Below are 17,045 nucleotides of genomic sequence, written 5' to 3' on the forward strand. Positions count from 1 at the left end.
CGATATAAGGAAAAAGTATGCGAGTCTCTGACCAGGTGGTACAAAAGTTACAGGCGCTCATTGAGCAACGTAACCTGAAACAAGGCGACCGCTTGCCTGCCGAGCGTGTACTGGCCACCAGTCTGGGAATTTCGCGACCCTCACTACGCGAAGCCATCCAGCAGCTCAATAGTTTGGGGGTGCTGGCCAGCCGTCGGGGAGATGGTACCTATATCGTGCATTTGCCCGAAACATGGCCACAACAGCACATCGTCGAGCCCATTAGTCTACTGCTTGAAGAAGATCCGCAGTATCGATTCGATGTGCAGGAGTCACGGCTTATTTTGGAAGGCGGTACGGCATGGTACGCCGCACAGCGAGCCACCGAACAAGATCGTGCCAAAATTCATCAGTATTTTGATGAAATTGCACAGCATCAGGCGCGTGGTGATTCTGCGGCGGCAGCGGTGGCCGATGCCAATTTTCATCTGGCCATTGCAGAGGCATCGCACAATGCGGTGCTGATTCAAATGATGCGCAGCCTGTTTGACCTGCTGCAATACAACGTCTTTTTGGGCCGAAAAAAAGTTTATAACCATCCTGTAAGCGCCGATTTACTCAGTGATCAGCACTTTCAGGTTATGGATGCCATCGACCGCCAAGATGCGCAAGCTGCGCGTGATGCGGTATGTGGTCATATCGAATTTGTCATCCATCAGGTACGTGCACTGGACGAAGACGACGCTCGCCAGAAACGTGCTACTCGTTTAAACAGGATTGATTCAGCATGATTATTTCATCTTCAAACGATTATCGCGAAGCGGCGCAGCGCCGTTTGCCGCCGTTTTTATTTCATTACATCGATGGCGGCGCATATAGTGAATCGACGCTGAAACGAAATGTTGAAGATTTAGCTCACGTGGCATTGCGCCAACGTGTATTAAAAGATATGTCGGCATTGAGCCTCGAAACCCAATTATTTAACGAAACGCTTTCGATGCCGCTGGCATTGTCTCCGGTCGGGCTAACAGGCATGTATGCCCGTCGTGGCGAGGTACAAGCAGCCGTGGCGGCAGATAAAAAGGGCATTCCTTTTACCCTTTCGACGGTTTCGGTATGTCCGATTGAAGAGGTGACGCCAGCCATTCAGCGTCCGATGTGGTTTCAGCTTTATGTGCTGCGTGATCGTGGCTTTATGAAAAATGCTTTGGAACGCGCCAAAGCGGCAGGCTGCTCGACCTTGGTCTTTACCGTCGATATGCCAGTGCCAGGTGCACGTTACCGAGATGCCCATTCAGGTATGAGTGGCCCGAATGCAGCCATGCGCCGTTATTTACAGTCGGTTATGCATCCGCATTGGGCGTGGGATGTGGGATTGCTGGGTCGTCCGCATGATTTAGGCAATATTTCAAAATATTTAGGAAAACCGACCGGGCTTGAAGATTATATTGGCTGGTTGGGCAACAATTTTGATCCGTCTATTTCATGGAAAGATTTGGAATGGATTCGTGATTTTTGGGATGGCCCGATGGTTATTAAGGGCATTTTAGACCCGGAAGATGCCAAAGATGCGGTTCGATTTGGTGCCGATGGGATCGTGGTGTCTAATCATGGTGGACGCCAGCTCGATGGCGTACTGTCTTCGGCACGCGCCCTACCTGCGATTGCCGATGCAGTCAAAGGCGATTTAACCATTTTGGCCGATTCAGGTATTCGCAATGGTTTGGATATTGTGCGCATGCTGGCCCTTGGCGCAGATAGCGTCATGATTGGGCGTGCATTTGTTTATGCACTGGCGGCGCAAGGGGGGCAGGGTGTGTCTAATTTACTCGATTTACTTGAAAAAGAAATGCGAGTGGCCATGACCCTGACCGGTGTCAAGCGCATTGCCGACATTGATTCATCTTGCTTGGTTGAAATGAACAAAGCATTGAGCTTCTAAAAGGATATTCCACATGCCACACAGCACAACATCACTGATTCAGCACTTACAACAGATTGTGGGCAAGTCTTATGTTTTGACTGGTGATCAGCAGACCCGTCAGTATCGACAGGGACGACGATTTGGTGAAGGCAAAGTGTTGGGCGTGGTGTGTCCGGGAAGTTTACTCGAACAATGGCGTGTTTTGCAGGCGGTGCTCGATGCAGATTGTATTGTGATCATGCAGGCCGCCAATACTGGCCTGACGGGAGGTTCTACACCATATGGTGAAGATTACGACCGGCCTGTGGTACTTTTAAGTACCCGACGTTTGCAAGGGATTCAGGTCATTCGTGATGGTGAGCAGGTGGTCTGTCTGCCGGGTGCGACACTAGAGCGACTCGAACAGACCCTTAAACCTTTTCAGCGTGAGCCGCACTCGGTTATTGGTTCATCGTGTATTGGAGCCTCGGTGCTAGGCGGTGTATGTAACAATTCGGGAGGCGCTTTGGTTCGTCGCGGACCGGCCTATACCGAGCTGGCGTTATATGCACAAGTCGATGCTCATGGCGAGCTTCAGTTAGTGAATCATCTTGGGATTGCACTCGGCGACACACCTGAAGAGATTTTGACACGGCTTGAAACGCAGCAATATCGCGTTTCAGATATTCAAGACGATGTGGGGCATGCCTCCGATCCGCATTATAGCCATGATGTAACGCAAGTCGATGCCGATAGTCCGGCGCGTTTTAATGCCGATCCATCGCGATTGTTTGAAGCGTCTGGTTCTGCCGGAAAAATCTGCGTCTTTGCGGTACGGCTAGATACCTTCGCCAAAGTCGAGAGTCAGGTGTTTTATATCGGAACCAACGATGCCGATGATCTGACCGCGCTCAGACGTGCGTTGCTGACCACACTACCGAGTCTTCCCATTGCAGGTGAATATATTCATCGTGATGCCTATGATATTGGTGCAAAATACGGCAAGGATACTTTCTTATTTATTGAAAAATTCGGAACGGCCAATGTACCCAAGGCCTTTGCTTTAAAAGATAAAATAGACGGGATTTTGGAGCGTTTTAAGCTAAAAGGTTGGACTGATCAGTTGTTGCAGGCGGTGACTTATTGTTTGCCCAATCATTTACCTGAACGCATGAACCAGTTTCGAGATCGTTATGAACATCACCTCATTTTAAGAATCGAGCAGCAATCGATTTCTGCTGTAAAGACATTTTTACACGATTATTTTGCTGTACATCCGTCTGGTGCTTTTTTCTTATGTGATGAAGACGAAGGCCGTAAAGCATTTTTGCACCGTTTTGCGATTGCAGGGGCAGCAATTCGCTACCGTGATACACATTTAAATGAAGTCGAGGATATTGTTGCCTTAGATATTGCCTTAAGACGCAATGATCGGGATTGGGTGGAGCAGTTGCCGGCCCATCTTGAAGCCAAAATCTTACATAAACTTTATTACGGTCATTTTTTCTGTCATGTTTTTCATCAGGACTATATTGTCAAAAAAGGCGTAGATCCCTTAGCGATGGAGCACGAAATGTGGACCTTACTCGATGCGCGCCGGGCAGAGTATCCTGCAGAGCACAACGTAGGTCATTTATATATCGCCAAGCCAGCGCTGGCACAGTTTTATCAGCATCTAGATCCGACCAACAGTTTTAATGTCGGTATTGGTCATACCTCCAAGCTAAAGTATTGGGGGAAATCAAAAAAAATCTAAACAGGTTGTCTTATGCAGCTATCACACACTGCACCCTTACATTTCCATTTTTTTAAGGTTGCAAAAGCAAAAGAAAAAAATTAAGGTGAACGAGATATAATAAACTAGAGAAAGATCAGGTCATGTTGTTTAGAAAAACTATTTTATTTTCTGCGTTAATGGGATGGGGAGCGCTCAGCTTTGCCCAAGGCATTGTGCTGAACAATGAAGATTTGCGTACGGATTTAAACTGGTTGAATCAGCAAGGTGTGATTCAAATCAGCACATCGACATGGCCTTTAAGTGGTGATGAAATCCAGCGTGCCCTTGCAAATGCCAAAGTACAAAACAATAACCAACAGCGCGTACTCAATTCGGTCGTCAATGCGCTAAAAGCCGATCAGACACCGGTTAAACTCGGATTATTTGCCGAAACCGATCAGAAGAATTTACCTCAAGCCTTTGGTGATCAGCAAAAAGCACAATATGTTGCATCGTTGGAAGTAAATGCCGGTGGTGAAAACTGGGATGGTAAATTACGCGTAAATGGCGAAAAAGATCAGCAAATCGATAACGGCCGTAAGGTCAATGTCGAAGGCTCGTATTTGGCCGGCAAACTCTGGAACCAGTGGGTGATTGCAGGTCAGATTCCAACATGGTGGGGACCAGGACATGACGGCAGCTTGATTCGAGGCGATGCCAGCCGCCCAGTTTATGGCGTGACAGTGCAACGTGCCGAACAAAAAGCATTTGAAACCAAATGGCTGTCATGGATTGGGCCGTGGCAGTACCAAGTATTTGGTGGTCAGCTCGACAAATACACCGCTGTACCTGATGCCAAGCTTATCGGTATGAGACTGACAGCGCAGCCGTTACCTTATTTAGAATTGGGCGCTTCAAGAGCAATTCAAATTGGTGGTCAAGGTCAACCTAGTAGTTTTAAAGCTTACTGGAATGCATTAATTGGTAAGGACAATGAATGTAACGATAGGGGATGTGTCAATGACAGTAATGCCTCTAACCAGTTGGCGGGTTTTGACGGGCGCCTAAACTTGCAACCTTTGCTCAATATTCCTGCCAGCCTTTATGGTCAGTATGTGGGTGAAGATGAATCTGGTTTCTTGCCATCGAGAAAACTATATCTGGCAGGTGCAGAGTATTCGTCTAGCGTACGTAATATGCCTTATCAGTTGTATGCGGAGTGGGCAGATACCCGTACCAATGGTGATGTATGGGGTTATAGCTATAACCATCACCAATATACAGACGGCTATTACCAGCATGGTTATCCGCTAGGTCATGCCATCGGTGGTGATGGTCAGATGTACTCGGTGGGCGGCGATATTCGTGTAGATGTCATGAACCGAATTAGCGGGCGCGTCTTACTGGCAAAAGTTAATCAATCTAATCTCGCAATTAACCGTGCTTTCCCTGAAAAAGACGAAGTCAAAGCACTCGATTTAACGTGGACGCATTACATTAAGCCAGATTTGCCACTGAAGATTAATGGCTGGGTAAGTGATTCAGATGTACACGGCAACGATGCGGGTGCATCGATTGGGGTCGAAATTCCGCTCGATCTAAAACAGTTCCGTTTCTAAAATTAAAACGTCTAAAGCACTTCTCCACATGGAGGGGTGTTTTTTTACTCAAACATTTATACAAAATAATAGTGAAATTAAAGTGCAGTGAAACATGCTGCGGCACCAAACAAAATACCAGGTGCATTGGCCGCCGCAAGCGGATAGTCTTTGCGTTTGAGTCCATAAATGACCCACAATAAACAGTTGATTGCTGCAACAAAAGGTTGAATCGGATTTCCTTTGTGTCCAGCCAGATTATTCATGATTTGTGGAATATACGAAACGTACATACAAATGGCCGTAAAGGTTGCCACCCAACCTAAAATCTGGATAAATTTTTGTTGATCTTGAAGCATTATTGTCCATACGGTAATAAGTTATGAATTTACTATATAAGTATTTTTATATGAAAAACAATTCAATGCTGTAACAACGACGGTATAAATAGACGTCCGCTGTGCTGCATAAGCAACACAGCGACGATTCAGATTAAGCTTGTGCAGTTTCTTTGGCCAGAACTTCTGCCATTGCTTTGGCCACGATGTATACGTTGCTCATGTTGAGGCCTGCAACACAGATACGACCACTACGCACGAGGTAAATCGCATAGTCTTCACGTAATTGATCGACCTGTTCACCGGTTAAACCGGTATAGCTAAACATGCCTTTTTGCTCAAGCAGGTAGTTAAAGTCACGCTCAGGAAATGCTTTTGTAAGCTCATCACGCAAGATTTGACGCATTTTAAGAATACGCTCGCGCATATCTTTTACTTCGTTTTGCCATTGTTGGTTCAACGCTGCATCATTTAGCACCTGATCGACCAACCATGCACCCGTCGTTGGTGGGTTTGAGTAGATACGGCGTACAGTGGCTTTTAACTGACCAAACGTACATTGCGCACTTTCTGCATCGTCACATACAAATGTCAAACCACCAACACGCTCGCCATACAACGAGAAGATTTTAGAGAATGAATTGCTGACAATAAAATTCATTCCCGATTGATCAAGCGCACGAATGGCATACGCATCTTGCTCCATACCTTCGCCAAAACCTTGATAGGCAATGTCTAGGAAAGGAATTAGATTGCCTGCTTTTAAAACCTCAATCACTTGGTCCCACTGTGCTGGCGTCAGATCTGCACCGGTTGGGTTATGGCAGCATGGGTGTAAAAGCACAATACTTTGCGCCGGAAGCTGTTTGAGGGTAGAGAGCATACCATCGAAGTCAACACCACGTGTTTCAGCATCAAAATATGGATAGTAATGCGTTTTAAGGCCGGCACCATTAAAGATTGCCACGTGGTTGTCCCAAGTTGGCTGGCTGACCCATACTTCAGAATTCGGGAAATAGTTTTTAAGAAAATCTGCACCCACTTTCAATGCGCCTGAACCACCGAGCGTTTGAATGGTCACGGCACGTCCACTTTGTACCGCCGGGCTGTTATTTCCAAAAAGTAGGGCTTGAATTGCATCACGGTAAGGCTTGAACCCTTCCATAGGCAAATACAGTTTGGTTTTATTTTGCTTTGGTTCGATACGCTTTTGTGCTTCCATGATGGTATCAAGTTGCGGCACAATGCTATCTTCGTTGTAATACAGCCCGATACTTAAATTTACTTTACCTTCACGCGTGTCGGCATTGAATTGTTCCATAAGCGATAAAATTGGATCGCCTGCATACGGTGGGATATGTTGAAACATTAAAAAGTCCTTTCATTCCACAGTTAAGCTCAAACTGTGTGTTATTGGAGTGTGACAGTCTTAAGCAGGATCTCCGCTTAAACTGAACTAATGTATCAGTAAGCGCCAAGTAGCACCATGCTGAAATACGACCGCCTTAAAAATTATTTTTACAAAACCTTTCGACTTTTTCTAAATACACTATTGAGTTTATTTAAATGAATTTTCAGACTCAAATGTCAATGCGGCACTGTGCATGGCATCTTTTCGTTGCTGAATCCAATACGCCAGACTTAAGCAAATGAGCCATGCTGGAATCAGCCAGACGGCAAGACGCATGTCGGGCGTGAGGCTCATGATCACCAAAATGCCAAGCATAAAAGCCATACATAAATAATTGGTCACAGGGTAGAACAAACTTGGAAAATGCGATGTCACATGGGTACGTTTAAGCTGCTGACGAAATTTTAAATGGGTAAAGGAAATCACCACCCAGTTAATCACAATAGCCGCCACGACCAGCATCATCAAAAATGCAAAGGCTTTTTCTGGGAACAGATAATTGAGCAATACACAGAGTGCAGTGACAAAGGCAGAGAGTAGGACTGCATAAACTGGAATGCCGCGAGAATTAATTTTTTTCAAAAATTGAGGGGCATTGCCTTGTTCGGCCAAACCCAGCAACATGCGGCTACTACAGTAGCTGGTACCGTTATAAACCGATACGGCCGCAGTCAAGATAATAAAGTTGAGGGCTGTCGCGACACCTTGGCTGTTAAGTGAGGCAAATACCATTACAAATGGACTGCCACCTTGTGCCATTTGATTCCATGGGAACAGTGCCAGTAACACGCACAACGTCGCAATATAAAAAATGAGAATCCGGTAAATAATCTGATTGACGGCTTTAGGGAGTGTTTTTTTCGGGTCACGTGCCTCGGCTGCGGTAATACCAAACAGTTCGATTCCACCGAAGGCAAATACAATCGCGGCCATGGCCATCAGTAGGCCGGTTACGCCATGTGGAAAGAAGCCACCCAGTGCCCAGAGATTGCTGATCTGTGCCTGAGGTCCTGCGCTTCCAGTGGCCAGCAAGTAAGAACCAAAGGCAATCATGGCCAAAATCGCGGCAATTTTGATGATTGAAAACCAAAATTCCATTTCACCAAAAAGTTTCACGTGGAGCAGGTTAATCACGTTAATCAGGATGAAAAAGCCCAGTGCTGAAACCCATGTTGGAATGTCGGGCCACCAGTACTGTACATACAGGCCAACCGCACTCAGCTCGGCCATACAGACCAGCACGTTCAACACCCAATAATTCCAACCCGAAATAAACCCGGCAAAGCGTCCCCAGTATTTATTGGCAAAATAACTAAACGAGCCACTGACCGGCTCATGCACCACCATTTCACCAAGCTGACGCATCATAAAAAAGGCAATCAGACCCGCGATGGCATAACCCAAAATAACCGAAGGCCCTGCCAGTTTGATCGATTGTGAAATACCGAGGAATAGTCCCGTACCAATCGCACCGCCCAGCGCAATTAATTGAATATGGCGATTGGATAAACCGGGTTTGAGGCGACCTTGCTCTTGCTGTGACATATGCTTATTCTCATCCATGTTGTGTAATTTTTTTAAAACAAATTACGTATATCATAAATTTAAACCAAAAAAAATCAAAATCTGTCGATAATCAACCGATTTTCAAAGGTGCTATAGCGGCATCCTGTGCCGTGAAATCTGCTTGAATCGGGGCAAAGTCGTGGCATAAATGAAAAAAGAGCATTTCAGTTTTGACCAATGTCAGGCATGATGTCAGCACGTTTATGCAGTCTTGTAAAAATATCGGAACACTGCATATGCTTGAGAATTTCATCTTAAAAGAGTGCATCAATGGTTGAAGAAAGATTATCGGGTGGGGTTCAATCGCTTGAAGTGGGTTTGAGTGTGTTGAATGCATTGGTCGACCATCAGCATCCCATTATTTTAAAAGACTTATCGCACAAATTAGACATGCATCCCGCAAAAGTTCACCGTTATCTGGTGAGCCTGATTCGGATGGATTATGCCAAACAGCTTGATGATGGCCAGTATGCGCTGGGCGATCAGGCTTGGCGATTGGGGCTGAATTGTATTCAACATACCGACGCGCTGCAACTTGTTCAGTCGATGATTTATGATGTGCAGGCCAAAATTGGCTGTAGCATTCAAATTAGTAAATGGTCACCGCGTGGACCGCTCGTAGTACAAGCCATGGAGTCGAATCACCCCATTGCCATTGTGACCAAAGTCGGCTCGATTATGCCATTGGTCAATTCGGCATCGGGCCGAGTCTTTGCCTCATTTATGCCCGAACATGTGGTGCGTCCACTTATGGAACTAGAATGGCAAGCCGCGGCACAGTCGAGCTATCCGCTTAAACCACAAAATTGGGATGAATTTTTAGCCCTCAAAACCTCGATTCTTGAGCAACACATGGCACTGGCACAAGGCGATTTGCTGGTGGGGATTAATGCTGTGGGGCTGCCTGTCTTTAATGCACAGGGTGTATTGGAGTTTTGTATTGTGGCCATCGACACTGAAATGTTCTTGCCGCTAGATGCACAAAGCGAAAAGTTGGCTGAGCTGAAAAGCGCAGTGGCGGCGATCAATCGTTTTTTGCAAAACCGCTAAACACAAAAAATAAATCCACTGCGCTTCATTCAAAGTGCAGTGGAGTATCAGGTGATTTCGGGTGTTAAATGCTTATACTTGAAGTACACCACGACGAATCTGATCACGCTCAATCGATTCAAACAACGCCTTAAAATTACCCTCGCCAAAACCGTCATCTGCTTTACGCTGAATAAATTCAAAGAAAACCGGTCCAATCATATTTTCAGAAAAAATCTGAAGCAGTAGTTTTTTCTCGCCATTTTGCGTGCTGCCATCGAGTAGAATACCGCGTTTTTGTAGCTCTTCAGTCGGTTCGCCATGGGCGGGCAAGCGCTCTGGCAGCATTTCGTAGTAGGTGGCAGGCGGTGGAGTCATAAAGTTCAGCCCGAGTGCCTTGAGTTTATCCCACGTGGCCAGCAAATCATCTGTAATAAAGGCAATATGCTGAATCCCTTCGCCGTTAAAATCGGCTAAGAATTCTGCAATCTGGCCGTTACCTTTGTCTGAATCTTCATTAAGTGGAATGCGGATTTTACCGTCTGGCGCGGTCAGGGCTTTAGAGGTCAGGCCTGTATATTCGCCTTTGATATCGAAATAACGGATTTCTTGGAAGTTGAAAATCTTTTCATAAAAAGAAGCCCAGTAGTCCATGCGGCCTTTATAGACATTGTGCGTCAGATGATCGATTTCTTTTAAACCCGTGCCGACAGGATTTTCCTCGATACCATCGATAAATTCAAAATCATTTTCATAAATGTCACGATCGACCAAAAAGATTGGCATACCACCAATGCCTTTAATGGCTGGAATATTTAATTCCATCGGGCCGATTTTGCTGTACATGGGCTCGGCACCCAGTTCGAGTGCTTTGTTAAATGCTTTGGCGGCATCACGGGTACGAAAGCCCATTGCGCAGGCCGATGGACCATGTTCATTAAAGAAATAAGATGCGTAAGATTCAGGTTGATAATTCAAAATAATATTGATATTGCCCTGACGCCAAAGGAATGCTTTCTTTGATTTATGACGCGCAACTTGGGTAAACCCCATGGTTTTAAAAATCAGATCAAGTTCGTTTTCTTTGGAAACAAACTCTATAAATGCAAACCCGCATAGCTCCAAAGGGTTGTCTAAAATATCCATCTTATTCCGTCCTCATTATCGATTTTTACCGAATCCACTCATTGGATCGCTTTAGATTTTTAAACATAGAATGCTACAGAGCCTATAAAGGGCTAAGGAATAGGCATCACCAATACAATCAACCAATTTAAAATTGTATCGGGGTAGCACCCTAGGTTTAAAAGACGATTGCGCTCAAAGGAAATTATTGAAACTCAAAATCGCCGTCCTGCTTCATTTTTTTAACGACGTATCGTCCAACCGATACTGCGTTATATGAATGAGCATACTAAACCCAATTTAATTATGCAATACATAATTAAATTATGAATTTTGTAATAATGATGGCTGTATTTATACTTTTGCACCAAAAAGACGCATATTAACTGGAGTCAATCAAAAAAACCACACGACTGGGTGTGGTTTGCAAAGTGATGCTTGATTTTTTAAGAATTCATTAAGTCGTTTGATTACAGACGTGAAACGTCCAAAAACAAGGTTTCCTTAATTTCCTCCATCACAATATAGCTGTGTGAAGACGCCGAGGAGGGCAGTTTTTTAAGTAGATCGCCGAGCAAACGGCGATAGGCACTCATTTCCTTCAGGCGTGCTTTGACCAGATAATCAAATTCCCCCGAAATCAGATGACACTCCAACACTTCAGGAATCGCCACTAAGTCACGTGCGACCTGATCAAATACATCCCCCGATTTTGCCGATAACTTGATTTCCAGAAAGACCAATAGATTCCGATCGACATACGCCGGATTCAGCCGTGCATGATAACCTGTGATCACGCCATCGCGCTCTAGTCGCTTGACCCGCTCGGAGCAAGGTGTGGTCGATAAATTGACCCGTGAAGCCAGTTCGCTGATGGCAATGCGCCCTTCCTTTTGCAGAATATCTAAAATCTGCCGATCAATCCGGTCTAATGCACGCATAAGAAATTTCCTTTTTTTCGTTTTTTTGCACGACGAATTCTTAAAATTACCTAAATTATAGCGTTTAAATCAGTGAAATTAACTATCTAACCAGAAATATACTAGTGAAATAACCTAATACGGATTGAAGGAACGGACATGCGTGTAATTGTTTTGGGCAGTGGTGTTATTGGTGTGGCTAGCGCTTATTACCTTGCGCAACAAGGCGCGCAGGTTACGGTATTAGACCGCCAGGCGGGGCCAGCAGAAGAAACCAGTTTTGGCAATGCCGGCCAGATTTCACCGGGTTACTCTACCCCGTGGGCAGCGCCAGGCATTCCGTTTAAAGCGGTAAAATGGATGTTTCAACATCATGCACCCTTGGCAATCAATATCGATGGCAGCATGTGGCAGTTACAGTGGATGGCGCAAATGCTTAAAAACTGTAATCCAGCCAGCTATACCACCAACAAAGAACGCATGATGCGTGTGGCTGAATACAGCCGTGACTGCCTCAAAGCATTGCGTGAAACCACAGGTATCGAATATGAGAACCGTGCTAAGGGAACCTTGCAGGTTTTTCGTAGCGAAGCACAATTAGAAGCAGTGCAGCGTGACATTCAGGTGCTAGAAGAATGTGGCGTTGGTTATGCACTACTTGATCGCGAGGGGCTTGCCCAAGTCGAGCCGGCACTTGCACATGCTCAGGATAAACTGGTCGGTGGTTTGCACTTGCCAAATGATGAAACTGGCGACTGTTATTTGTTTACCAATGCGCTGGCCAACAAAGCCAAAGCACTGGGCGTCGATTTTCAGTTTAATCAGCAGGTCGAAGGCTTGGTGGTCGAAGGCGATAGCATCAAAGGCGTGCGCGTTAATGGTCAAACTCTAACAGCAGATCGTTATGTATTGGCATTTGGTAGTTATTCGCGTGACTTTTTAAAACCGCTTGAACTTAATCTGCCGGTGTATCCAGTCAAAGGGTATTCACTCACAATCCCGATTGTGCAGCCTGAGTTCGCGCCGCAGTCGACCGTACTCGATGAAACCTACAAGATCGCCATTACCCGTTTCGACCAGCGTATTCGTGTGGGAGGGATGGCCGAGCTGAGTGGCTTTAATCTCGGCTTAAATCAAGACCGACGCGCCACGCTTGAGATGGTGACACAAGATTTATTCCCGGGCGGCAATATGGCAGAAGCGTCTTTCTGGACAGGTTTACGCCCAATGACACCAGACAGCACTCCAATTATTGGTGCGACCCGCTTTAAAAATTTATTTCTCAATACCGGACATGGCACTTTGGGTTGGACCATGGCCTGTGGCTCTGGCAAGTTGATCAGTGACATTGTGCTGAACCATCAAACCGATATCAGTACCGAAGGGCTCTCGCTGCAACGTTATTCTAGCGCAGCCTAAGTCCGTGTCTTAAACCTCAGGGAAGATTCACCATGCCACGTCCCATTCATGCCGTTGTGCATCAGGATGCCTTAACACACAATCTTCAGGTTGCCCGAAACGCCACGCCAGACAGTCAGGTCTTTGCCGTGGTTAAGGCCAATGCTTATGGTCATGGTATCGAACGCGTATATCCGGCCTTAAGCGCCGCCGATGGTTTTGCACTACTTGATCTTGCCGAAGCCAAACGCATTCGGGCGTTGGGCTGGACCGGGCCAATATTGTTACTGGAAGGTGTGTTTTCACCGCAAGATTTATACGATTGCACGCAAGATCAGCTCAGCTTTACCGTACATCACCTGAGCCAGATTGAATGGATCGAGCGTCATCCTGCGCCAGCGCAGTTTCATGTTTATTTAAAAATGAACAGCGGCATGAACCGTTTGGGCTTTCAGCCTGCGGCGTATCGCGAAGCGTGGCAGCGCCTGCATGCATTACCGCAGGTGGCCAGTATCACGCACATGACGCACTTTTCCGATGCAGATGGCAATCGTTTTGGCGAATCTGGTATTAACTATCAGCAACGTATTTTTGAACAAACGGTTGAGGGGCTTGCGGGCCCACGATCGGTGAGTAACAGTGCCGCGATTCTACGCCATCCATTGCACTCCGATGTTGTCCGTAGCGGCATCATGCTCTATGGCAGCGCACCAGATTATCCGGCACATTCAATCGACCATTGGAGACTTAAGCCCACGATGAGCCTACGTAGTGAGTTGCTGGCCATTCAAGATTTACAGCCCAATGACACTGTGGGGTACGGCTCAAGCTTTATGGCAGACCGCCCACTCAAGATCGGTATTGTGGCTTGTGGTTATGCCGATGGTTATCAACGTATATCGCCAACAGGTACGCCTATTCTGGTAGATGGCGTGCGTACCCGTACCGTTGGTCGCGTCAGTATGGACATGCTGGCAGTCGATTTGACGCCTGTACCACAGGCTGCTGTGGGAAGTGAGGTGGTGCTGTGGGGCAGGTCTAAAACTGGTGCAACTTTATCCATCGATGAAGTGGCAGTGGCTTCGGGCACCGTAGGTTATGAACTCATGTGTGCTGTGACGGCACGCGTTCCATTTATTATACAAACATAAGGATATAGGCATGTCGAACAGCGATATTCAGCGCATCAATACCACCGCGGTAATGAGTGCTGTCACCATTTTTAATGGCGTAGTGTATCTCTCTGGTCAGGTTCCGAAGCAGACCGAGCAAGGGATTGAAGGGCAAACCCGAGAAATTCTGGCAACCATCGATGCTTTGTTGGCCGCAGCCCATACCGACAAATCCCGTCTGCTTTCTGCGCAACTGTTTTTAAAGCATCTTGATGATTTTCAACAGGTGAATACAATCTGGACCGAATGGCTCGATGGACTGGCCACACCCGCACGGGCCACCATTCAGGCCGATCTGGTCAATCCAGACTGGCTCATCGAAATTGCCGTGATTGCGGCACAAGCTTAATTTTATATCCGCCAGTACATTCGTGTGCTGGCGTTGACAATTTAAGACCCGTATTTCCCTTTATGTTGAAGTGAATGACGGGCACAAGGAGCGTTAGATCCCGCTGTTTTCAGTATTTTTGTGAGGCGATCCCAAACAAAAGGAAAAATGGCTGGGTTTAAAAGAGGAAATTCAAAAAGGATGTGACCTTATGACTACAGGACGTCATCGCGACGCTGAGCATGTACCCCATGAGCTTCAGCGCAAACTGTCGAATCGTCATTTACAATTGATTGCGATTGGCGGTGCCATTGGAACAGGCCTCTTTATGGGATCAGGGAAAACGATCTCGCTGGCAGGGCCTTCTATTTTATATATTTACATGATCATTGGCGTCATGTTCTTTTTTTTAATGCGTGCCATGGGCGAATTGTTACTGGCGAATCTGCATTATAAGTCTTTTGTCGATATGGCGCATGATCTGCTCGGTCCGGGCGCTGGCTATTATCTGGGCTGGACCTACTGGTTAGGCTGGGTACTGGTCGGAATCGCCGATCTGGCTGCCATTATCAACTATTTAAGTTTCTGGTTACCCGATGGGACCACCTTTACGCCAATGGGGCAGGCACTCATTAGCGCAGCATGTGTATTTTTGGTGCTCGGGCTGAATCTGTTAACCGTGCGCCTGTTTGGTGAAATCGAATTCTGGTTTGCCTTGATTAAGATTCTGGCGATTGTCGGATTGATCGGCGTCGGTGGCTACATGGTGTTTAGCCATTTTCATTCTCCTGCCGGCGCTGTGGCATCAATCAGTAATGTCTGGTCCGCAGGGGGAATGTTTCCTAAAGGCGTTGAAGGTTTCTTGGCTGGCTTTCAAATTGCAGTTTTTGCTTTTGTTGGGGTCGAGCTGGTCGGTACGACTGCCGCAGAAACCAAAGATCCTGAAAAAAATCTTCCCAAAGCCATCAATGCCATCCCAATCCGCATTATTTTATTTTACGTATTGGCATTGTTTGTGGTGATGTCGGTGACGCCTTGGAATCAGATCAGTGCCAATAAAAGCCCATTTGTAGAACTGTTTTTGTACGCAGGTATTCCGACTTCTGCCATCATCATGAATCTGGTGGTGTTGTCTTCGGTGATGTCCTCGATGAACAGCGGTGTGTTTTCGACCAGCCGTATGTTGTTTGGTTTATCACGTGATGGTCAAGCCCCTAAGGCATTTGCACAGTTATCGCGCCGTGCAGTACCGGCCAATGGCTTACTGTTTTCCTGCCTCTTTATTATGGCAGGTGCCGCGTTGCAATATTTTGTGCCCAATACCATGGAGGCCTTTACGCTGGCCAGTTCACTTTGCGTGATCTTGTTTATTAGCGTATGGAGCATGATCATGGTGTGCTACTTGCGTTATCGTAAGCTGCGCCCTGAGTTGCATGCCCAATCGACGTTTAAGATGCCAGGCGGTATTTTGATGTCGTATGTGGTTTTGGGCTTTTTGATGTTTACGCTGGTGATTCTGGCATTAGAGCCCGATACCCTTAAAGCCCTTTACGTGAGTCCGCTCTGGTTGATTATTTTGGGCTTTACTTATCAGTTTATGTATAAGCCTCGCGTGAAACGTTTGATGCAAAATTAAAAGAAATGATCCATTGAAGAGCATCGTCTGGCGTATGCTCTTCAATGTTTTACTAAAAAAATAAAGATAAGCGACAATAAACACAATATTTAAAATCGATAAAAATCCATAGAAATTTTGCGTTACATGTGAATTAATTAACTTTTTTGATTCAGATTGAGAGCTTGTCGTTTTCCCTGCGGATATCAACCGAAAGCTTCAAACATCCAAATCAACTGAGCCAAAAATTGTAGCGCTAGATGTCTCAAATAGCACATATCCAAAGCGAACATTACAAGCCTTATAAATTTAAAATCTTATTTTTTGAAGGTATCTAAATAGATAAATTATTGATCAAACAGTAAAATTTAATACTAAACTCATTGTAAAAAATCAGCATTACCGAAAGATAATAGATGTGATTATTTTTTAACCATTCCATCTTGGTGAATTTGTACGAAAAAATATTGATGACTCAATGAGATTATTTAAAGAATTAAAATAAGATTTATTTTTTTAAAAAATTGGAGTATGAATAAATAGAAATTTTAATTATGTTATATTATAACATAATAATATGATGAAATTTAAAATGAAAATAAAAGTGGAAATATAAAATTAAGAATAAAGATATTTATCATTCAAAAATAATTAATTTTGTCAAATAATATAAACGCTATAAATAATAAACTTCAATTGTAAATGATTTCCATTTAAATTATTTTTTGTTCGTTAGGCTGATATTTTTTATACTAAGAAAAAATTTAAAATCTTAAGTAAAAACTAAGAAATAATAAAATTTACATAAATTAATCATGAAGTGAGAATTATTTTAATATTATTATCTTTATAATTAATGTTAATTTTCAAGTAATATTTGATTTTAAATATCATGATTTGTTTTATTTTTACCTTTAAAATTCAATAAAAAACAACTATTTAAATT

At 45.0% G+C, this 17,045-nt stretch carries 14 protein-coding genes; 9 read left to right on the plus strand and 5 right to left on the minus strand.

Going from position 1 to position 17,045, the window contains the following annotated elements:
- Positions 1 to 17 precede the first annotated feature (17 nt).
- The 4 genes from lldR to ADA42_RS01490 all read left to right on the plus strand — a co-directional run bounded on the left by lldR (position 18) and on the right by ADA42_RS01490 (position 5,218).
- Positions 18 to 770, plus strand: coding sequence for a transcriptional regulator LldR (gene lldR, locus ADA42_RS01475; RefSeq protein WP_004941703.1), 753 nt, complete (start codon positions 18 to 20; stop codon positions 768 to 770).
- On the plus strand, positions 767 to 1,921 hold the full coding sequence (lldD, locus tag ADA42_RS01480; protein ID WP_048763212.1) for an FMN-dependent L-lactate dehydrogenase LldD: 1,155 nt from the start codon (positions 767 to 769) through the stop codon (positions 1,919 to 1,921). Before lldR ends, lldD begins: the two co-directional genes overlap by 4 nt.
- A gap of 13 nt (positions 1,922 to 1,934) precedes the next feature.
- Complete coding sequence (gene dld / locus ADA42_RS01485; protein ID WP_048763214.1) at positions 1,935 to 3,638, plus strand: D-lactate dehydrogenase; 1,704 nt, start codon at positions 1,935 to 1,937, stop codon at positions 3,636 to 3,638.
- A 122-nt stretch (positions 3,639 to 3,760) separates the two neighbouring features.
- Complete coding sequence (locus ADA42_RS01490; protein ID WP_048763216.1) at positions 3,761 to 5,218, plus strand: capsule assembly Wzi family protein; 1,458 nt, start codon at positions 3,761 to 3,763, stop codon at positions 5,216 to 5,218.
- A 77-nt stretch (positions 5,219 to 5,295) separates the two neighbouring features.
- Here ADA42_RS01490 and ADA42_RS01495 read toward each other — a convergent pair whose 3' ends face one another.
- The 3 genes from ADA42_RS01495 to ADA42_RS01505 form a co-directional block, all read right to left on the minus strand.
- Entirely contained in the window at positions 5,296 to 5,556 is a 261-nt protein-coding gene (locus ADA42_RS01495; protein ID WP_004941693.1) for a SemiSWEET family transporter, read from the minus strand.
- A gap of 133 nt (positions 5,557 to 5,689) precedes the next feature.
- A complete protein-coding gene (locus ADA42_RS01500; protein WP_048763218.1) occupies positions 5,690 to 6,904 on the minus strand; it encodes an aromatic amino acid transaminase in 1,215 nt (404 codons plus the stop codon).
- Positions 6,905 to 7,093: 189 nt separating this feature from the next.
- The gene (locus ADA42_RS01505) at positions 7,094 to 8,491 is read right to left on the minus strand and encodes an amino acid permease (RefSeq protein ID WP_048763220.1); all 1,398 of its coding nucleotides are present in this window, start codon (positions 8,489 to 8,491) and stop codon (positions 7,094 to 7,096) included.
- A gap of 291 nt (positions 8,492 to 8,782) precedes the next feature.
- On the opposite strand from ADA42_RS01505, the gene ADA42_RS01510 reads away from it, so the two are divergent.
- Positions 8,783 to 9,562 carry an IclR family transcriptional regulator gene (locus ADA42_RS01510; protein WP_004941685.1) on the plus strand — a complete coding sequence of 260 codons (780 nt, stop codon included), beginning with the start codon at positions 8,783 to 8,785 and terminating at the stop codon, positions 9,560 to 9,562.
- A gap of 72 nt (positions 9,563 to 9,634) precedes the next feature.
- Here ADA42_RS01510 and hppD read toward each other — a convergent pair whose 3' ends face one another.
- Entirely contained in the window at positions 9,635 to 10,687 is a 1,053-nt protein-coding gene (gene hppD / locus ADA42_RS01515) for a 4-hydroxyphenylpyruvate dioxygenase (protein WP_048763223.1), read from the minus strand.
- Positions 10,688 to 11,136: 449 nt separating this feature from the next.
- Positions 11,137 to 11,607 (minus strand): Lrp/AsnC ligand binding domain-containing protein, encoded by a 471-nt coding sequence (locus ADA42_RS01520; RefSeq protein WP_004941677.1) that lies wholly within the window; start codon positions 11,605 to 11,607, stop codon positions 11,137 to 11,139.
- A gap of 138 nt (positions 11,608 to 11,745) precedes the next feature.
- Between ADA42_RS01520 and ADA42_RS01525 the strand changes: the two genes are divergently transcribed.
- The 4 genes from ADA42_RS01525 (at position 11,746) to ADA42_RS01540 (ending at position 16,120) form a co-directional block, all read left to right on the plus strand.
- Positions 11,746 to 13,005 carry a D-amino acid dehydrogenase gene (locus ADA42_RS01525; RefSeq protein ID WP_025096024.1) on the plus strand — a complete coding sequence of 420 codons (1,260 nt, stop codon included), beginning with the start codon at positions 11,746 to 11,748 and terminating at the stop codon, positions 13,003 to 13,005.
- Positions 13,006 to 13,037: 32 nt separating this feature from the next.
- Positions 13,038 to 14,135, plus strand: coding sequence for an alanine racemase (alr, locus tag ADA42_RS01530; RefSeq protein ID WP_048763225.1), 1,098 nt, complete (start codon positions 13,038 to 13,040; stop codon positions 14,133 to 14,135).
- A gap of 10 nt (positions 14,136 to 14,145) precedes the next feature.
- Positions 14,146 to 14,505: a RidA family protein gene (locus ADA42_RS01535; RefSeq protein WP_004941667.1), complete on the plus strand. Its 360-nt coding sequence runs from the start codon at positions 14,146 to 14,148 to the stop codon at positions 14,503 to 14,505.
- A 190-nt stretch (positions 14,506 to 14,695) separates the two neighbouring features.
- Entirely contained in the window at positions 14,696 to 16,120 is a 1,425-nt protein-coding gene (locus tag ADA42_RS01540; protein WP_004944292.1) for an amino acid permease, read from the plus strand.
- Positions 16,121 to 17,045 lie beyond the last annotated feature (925 nt).

Source organism: Acinetobacter sp. 243_ASPC, from assembly GCF_001054715.1.
Taxonomy (GTDB): domain Bacteria; phylum Pseudomonadota; class Gammaproteobacteria; order Pseudomonadales; family Moraxellaceae; genus Acinetobacter; species Acinetobacter soli.

What these genes read in the sequence shown, in the direction of transcription:
- ADA42_RS01520 (WP_004941677.1), bottom strand. Translation starts at nt 11,607, where the DNA reads ATGCGTGCATTAGACCGGATTGATCGGCAGATTTTAGATATTCTGCAA.
- lldR (WP_004941703.1), top strand. Translation starts at nt 18, where the DNA reads ATGCGAGTCTCTGACCAGGTGGTACAAAAGTTACAGGCGCTCATTGAG.
- ADA42_RS01505 (WP_048763220.1), bottom strand. Translation starts at nt 8,491, where the DNA reads ATGTCACAGCAAGAGCAAGGTCGCCTCAAACCCGGTTTATCCAATCGC.
- hppD (WP_048763223.1), bottom strand. Translation starts at nt 10,687, where the DNA reads ATGGATATTTTAGACAACCCTTTGGAGCTATGCGGGTTTGCATTTATA.
- alr (WP_048763225.1), top strand. Translation starts at nt 13,038, where the DNA reads ATGCCACGTCCCATTCATGCCGTTGTGCATCAGGATGCCTTAACACAC.
- lldD (WP_048763212.1), top strand. Translation starts at nt 767, where the DNA reads ATGATTATTTCATCTTCAAACGATTATCGCGAAGCGGCGCAGCGCCGT.
- ADA42_RS01540 (WP_004944292.1), top strand. Translation starts at nt 14,696, where the DNA reads ATGACTACAGGACGTCATCGCGACGCTGAGCATGTACCCCATGAGCTT.
- ADA42_RS01490 (WP_048763216.1), top strand. Translation starts at nt 3,761, where the DNA reads ATGTTGTTTAGAAAAACTATTTTATTTTCTGCGTTAATGGGATGGGGA.
- ADA42_RS01495 (WP_004941693.1), bottom strand. Translation starts at nt 5,556, where the DNA reads ATGCTTCAAGATCAACAAAAATTTATCCAGATTTTAGGTTGGGTGGCA.
- ADA42_RS01535 (WP_004941667.1), top strand. Translation starts at nt 14,146, where the DNA reads ATGTCGAACAGCGATATTCAGCGCATCAATACCACCGCGGTAATGAGT.
- dld (WP_048763214.1), top strand. Translation starts at nt 1,935, where the DNA reads ATGCCACACAGCACAACATCACTGATTCAGCACTTACAACAGATTGTG.
- ADA42_RS01510 (WP_004941685.1), top strand. Translation starts at nt 8,783, where the DNA reads ATGGTTGAAGAAAGATTATCGGGTGGGGTTCAATCGCTTGAAGTGGGT.
- ADA42_RS01500 (WP_048763218.1), bottom strand. Translation starts at nt 6,904, where the DNA reads ATGTTTCAACATATCCCACCGTATGCAGGCGATCCAATTTTATCGCTT.
- ADA42_RS01525 (WP_025096024.1), top strand. Translation starts at nt 11,746, where the DNA reads ATGCGTGTAATTGTTTTGGGCAGTGGTGTTATTGGTGTGGCTAGCGCT.